The organism is Micromonospora sp. NPDC003776 (assembly GCF_053605645.1).
On the sequence record NZ_JBSGJR010000602.1, the window covers coordinates 1 to 4,098 of the forward strand.

Annotated in this window: 5 protein-coding genes; 2 read left to right on the forward strand and 3 right to left on the reverse strand. The window is 75.4% G+C overall.

All coding sequences use genetic code 11. The features are described 5' to 3' along the window. The first annotated feature begins 203 nt into the window (after positions 1–203). Positions 204–1,103 (forward strand): TAXI family TRAP transporter solute-binding subunit, encoded by a 900-nt coding sequence (locus ACWEVO_RS31715; protein WP_452311142.1) that lies wholly within the window; start codon positions 204–206, stop codon positions 1,101–1,103. 7 nt (positions 1,104–1,110) lie between these two features. On the opposite strand, the gene ACWEVO_RS31720 is transcribed toward ACWEVO_RS31715, so the two are convergent. From ACWEVO_RS31720 to ACWEVO_RS31730, 3 genes are all read right to left on the reverse strand, one after another. Beyond that, on the reverse strand, positions 1,111–2,532 hold the full coding sequence (locus ACWEVO_RS31720) for a sensor histidine kinase (RefSeq protein ID WP_452311138.1): 1,422 nt from the start codon (positions 2,530–2,532) through the stop codon (positions 1,111–1,113). A gap of 10 nt (positions 2,533–2,542) precedes the next feature. Further along, complete coding sequence (locus ACWEVO_RS31725; RefSeq protein ID WP_452311139.1) at positions 2,543–3,211, reverse strand: response regulator transcription factor; 669 nt, start codon at positions 3,209–3,211, stop codon at positions 2,543–2,545. 66 nt (positions 3,212–3,277) lie between these two features. Beyond that, positions 3,278–3,589: a hypothetical protein gene (locus ACWEVO_RS31730; protein WP_452311140.1), complete on the reverse strand. Its 312-nt coding sequence runs from the start codon at positions 3,587–3,589 to the stop codon at positions 3,278–3,280. Between the two features lie 57 nt (positions 3,590–3,646). Between ACWEVO_RS31730 and ACWEVO_RS31735 the strand changes: the two genes are divergently transcribed. Continuing rightward, positions 3,647–3,985, forward strand: coding sequence for a DUF952 domain-containing protein (locus ACWEVO_RS31735; protein WP_452311141.1), 339 nt, complete (start codon positions 3,647–3,649; stop codon positions 3,983–3,985). Positions 3,986–4,098: the final 113 nt, after the last annotated feature.

Consider the following 4,098-nt stretch of genomic DNA (forward strand, 5'->3'; position numbering starts at 1 on the left):
CCCAGTTCCAGGCGTACGAGCGGGTCCGCCGGTTCGGCATGGACCTCATGCTCCTGTCTAGCAGCGACACCGGCAACGGCCCCGACACCGCCGCCGGCGGCCCGGGTTGCGCCGCGGGCGGTGCACGGCGCACAGTGCTGCCCGTGAGCCGACACTGGTCTGCGCCCGGGCGGCGCCGGGTCGCGGCGCCGGCGGCGCTGCTGATGCTGCTGGCGGCCCTGGCCGGGCTGGCCGGCTGCCGCGACGAGCCGCGCGAGCCGGTGCAGATCCGGATCGCCACCGGCAGTCCGACCGCCGTCTACCACGCCTTCGGCCAGTCCCTGGCGGCGATCCTCAACCGCGAGCTGCCCGGCGTACGGGCCAGCGTGGTGGTCACCGCCGCCTCGGCGCAGAACGTCCGGCTGGTCGGCTCCGGGCAGGCGGAGCTGGGTTTCACCCAGGCCGACGTGCTGCCATCCCGCTCCCCCGAGCATCCGGCGGTGCTCGCCGTGGCCCGGGTCTACGACGACCTGCTGCACCTGGTCACCACGGCCGGCGGCCCGGTACGCACGCTGGCGGACCTGCGCGGCCGCCGGGTGTCGGTGGGTGCCGACGGGTCCGGCACCGAGGTCACCGCGATGCGGCTGCTCCAGGTCGCCCGGCTCGGCGGCGGCCAGGTCCACCAGGAGCACCTGGGCCTGGACGACTCGGTGGCGGCCCTGCGGGCGGGCCGGATCGACGCGTTCTTCTTCTCCGGCGGGCTGCCGGTGCGCGGCGTCGCGCAACTGGCCGGCGGCACCGCCGTCCGGATGATCGACCTGGGCGAGTGGACCGACCCGCTACGCCGCGGGTTCGGGCAGGTGTACGTGACCCGGGACATCCCCCGCTCGGTGTACGGGACGGACCCGGTGAGCACGGTGGCGAACCCGAACTATCTGATCGTCCGCGCCGACCTGCCGGAGCCGCTGGTCCGGGAGGTGACCCGGCTGCTGATGGAACGCCGGGCGGAGCTCGCCGCCGCACACCCCGCGGCCGGCCGGATGAGCCCCCGGGCGGCCATCGTCACCACCCCGCTGCCGCTGCATCCCGGCGCCGCCGACTGGTACGTCGCCAGCAAGCCCTGACCCCGGGTCAGGCGCGCCCGGCCGGGGCGTCCACCGATGCGCCGGGGCGGTCGACGGGCTCGTCGGGGGCGGGGAACCACAGCTCGGCGAGGAGTCCCCGGGGCTCGTTCTGGCGCATGGTGAGCCGGCCGTCGGAGGCGTCGACCAGCACCGCCACGATGGTCAGCCCGAGCCCGACTCCCTCCACGTTCTGCGCGTCGGGCGCCCGCCAGAACCGCTCGGTGGCCTGGTCGAGCTGGCTGGCCGTCATGCCCGGCCCGGTGTCCCGTACCTGGAGCGCGATCCCGTTCTCGGCCGCTCGGACGGTCACCGTCACCTCTCCCCCGGCGCCGCTGAACTTCACCGCGTTGTCGATCAACGCGTCCAGGGCCTGGTCGATCGCGGTCGGCACGGTCCGGGCGTACGCGGGCGCCTCGGCGGCGTCGAGCCGGAGGGTCACCGACCGGTGCCGCGCCAGCGGCAGCCAGGCCGCCACCCGGGAGGCGGCGATCCCGGCCGCGTCCACGGTGACCCGCTGGTTCTCCTCGCGTTCGGCCCGGGCCAGGGTGAGCAGCGCGTCGAGCACGGTGGCCAGCCGGTCGGTCTCCTCCAGCGCCAGCTGGTGCTCGGCCCGGCCGTCGGCGTCGGCCAGGCTCGGCCCCAGCTCCTCCACCCGCAACCGCAGCGCGGTGAGCGGGTTGCGCAGCTGGTGGCTGGCGTGCGCCACGAACGCGCGCTGCCGGTCCATCACGTCCGAGACCACGTCGGCCATGTTGTTGAAGCTGGCCGCCAGCCGGCGCAGCTCGGGTGGGCCGAGCCGGAGGCGGACCCGGGCGGCCTGGCGGCCCTCGGCGATCTCGTGGGTGACCGCGTCCAGCTCGGTGACCGGGCGCAGCACCCAGCCGGCCAGCCCGAACGCGGTGGAGACACAGGCCAGCACGGCGAGCAGGCCGATCCCGGCGAGCAGCAGCCACCACGCGGTCACGGCGCGCCGCACCTTGCCGGGCGGGGTGGCGGTGACCACCGCGCCGAGCACCTCACCGCCGTCGTTGATCGGCACGGCCACCACCAGCGGGCCGTCCACCCACGGCCAGACCGAGTCGGGGCCGCTGAACTGCTGGCCGGCCAGGGCGGTGTCCAGCGCCGTGTCGGCGCCGACGCGGAACTCCCAGCTCACCGACGCGGTCACGGTACGCCGGTCCCGGTCGACCACCGCCGCCCCGATGCCGTAGAGGTCGTCGTACGCGGCCAGTTCGGCGTCGAGCGGGCCGGGGCCGCCGCCGCGCAGCGCCGGGCCGGCCAGCGAGGCGAACCGGGTGGCGTCGGCGAGCCGGTCGGCGCGTACCCGCTCGGTCTCCCGGGTGGCGAGGGTCGCCGCCAGCGGGGTCTCCAGGGCCAGCAGCACCAGCACCATCAGGAGCAGGTAGCTGATCACGAGCCGGCGGCGCACCCGGTCCGCCTCACTCGCCGCGGAGCCGGTAGCCGACCCCGCGTACGGTCTCCACCAGGGTCGGGTCGCCCAGCTTGCCGCGCAGCGAACCGACGTGCACCTCCACCGTGTGCCGGTCGGCCCAGGTGGTGCCCCAGACGTCGAGCAGGATCCGGTCCCGGGGCACCGCCACGCCGGGCTGCCGGGCCAGCGAGAGCAGGATGTCGAACTCCTTGCGGGTGAGCGTGACCGCCCGGCCGGCGACGCTGACCGTCCGGCCGCCCACGTCGATCCGGACCGCGCCGGCCTCGATCAGGTGCCGCTCCGGCACCGTGTGCGCGGCCCGGCGCAGCACCGCCTCGATCCGGGCCTGGAGTTCCACCATCGAGAACGGCTTGACCACGTAGTCGTCGGCGCCCAGCCGCAGGCCGAGCACCCGGTCCCGTTCCTCACCCCGGGCGGTCACCGCGATGATGCCGAGCTGGCTGCTGCGCCGGCGCAGTTCCCGGCACAGGTCGGTGCCGTCGCCGTCGGGCAGGGTCAGGTCGAGCAGCACCAGGTCGCAGGGCGCGGCGGAGAGCGCCGCCTCGACGGTGGCCGCGTGCTCGACCTGGTAGCCGCGCCGGGTCAGGGCGGAGGAGAGGGCGGCCGCCACCCGCCGGTCGTCCTCGACCAGGAGGATCCGCACCCGTGCCTCCATCCGCTCGACGTGCTGCCCTGCGAATGGTGGCAGACGCGGCGGCGGGACGGGAGGCCCGGCCTCCGGTCAGAGCCCGAAGACCTCGTCGGCGGTGGCGTCCCGCACCCCGTCCACGAAGCCGCGGAAGCCGGGATCGTCGTGGCTGGCCGGCACGCTGGTGACGTTCTCCCCGGTGGCCTGGGTGACGGCGTCGACCATTGGCGGGTAGTCGGTCTCGGCGTCGGTGAAGGAGTCGTCGTCCGCCTGCCCGAGGTTGATCACGTGCTGGACGTCCTCGGCGGGGGTGTCCGGGTCGGCGGCCCACTCGGTGCCGTACCGGTAGCACTCGTCGTAGACGGCCCGCTGGCCGTCGGTCCAGTCGTCGTCGTAGCTCTGCATCAGGCATCCCTCCGCGGGCCTCCACCCGAGCATGCCGGAACGCCGTAGGCTGCGGTGGTGATCTACAAGATCCTGACCAGCAGCGAGTGGGTGCAGGCGCAGGCGGCCGGAGAGTTCACCGGCACCGAGATGGACCGGGAGGACGGATTCATCCACCTCTCCGCGGCCGACCAGGTGGTGGAGACCGCCCGGCGGGTGTTCGCCGGGGTCACCGGCCTCACCGTGCTCGCCGTCGACCCGGACCGGCTCGGCGACGCGCTGCGCTGGGAGGTGTCCCGGGGCGGGGCGCTCTTCCCGCACCTGTACGCGGCGCTGCCGGTCGCGGCGGTGGTGTCGGCGCACCCGCTGCCGGCGGACCGGCCGGCCGCCGACGCCGTCGCCGAACTGCTCGCCTGACGGCTCGTTATGCTGCGTCGAGCCCGCCGGCACCGGGAGCCCGGGGCGGCCGCCCTGTACCAGCACGTGCTGGCCGGCCTGGAGGTCGGCGTGGTCTACCAGCGCCTGCCAGG

What these genes read in the sequence shown, in the direction of transcription:
- ACWEVO_RS31715 (WP_452311142.1), top strand. Translation starts at nt 204, where the DNA reads ATGCTGCTGGCGGCCCTGGCCGGGCTGGCCGGCTGCCGCGACGAGCCG.
- ACWEVO_RS31725 (WP_452311139.1), bottom strand. Translation starts at nt 3,211, where the DNA reads ATGGAGGCACGGGTGCGGATCCTCCTGGTCGAGGACGACCGGCGGGTG.
- ACWEVO_RS31730 (WP_452311140.1), bottom strand. Translation starts at nt 3,589, where the DNA reads ATGCAGAGCTACGACGACGACTGGACCGACGGCCAGCGGGCCGTCTAC.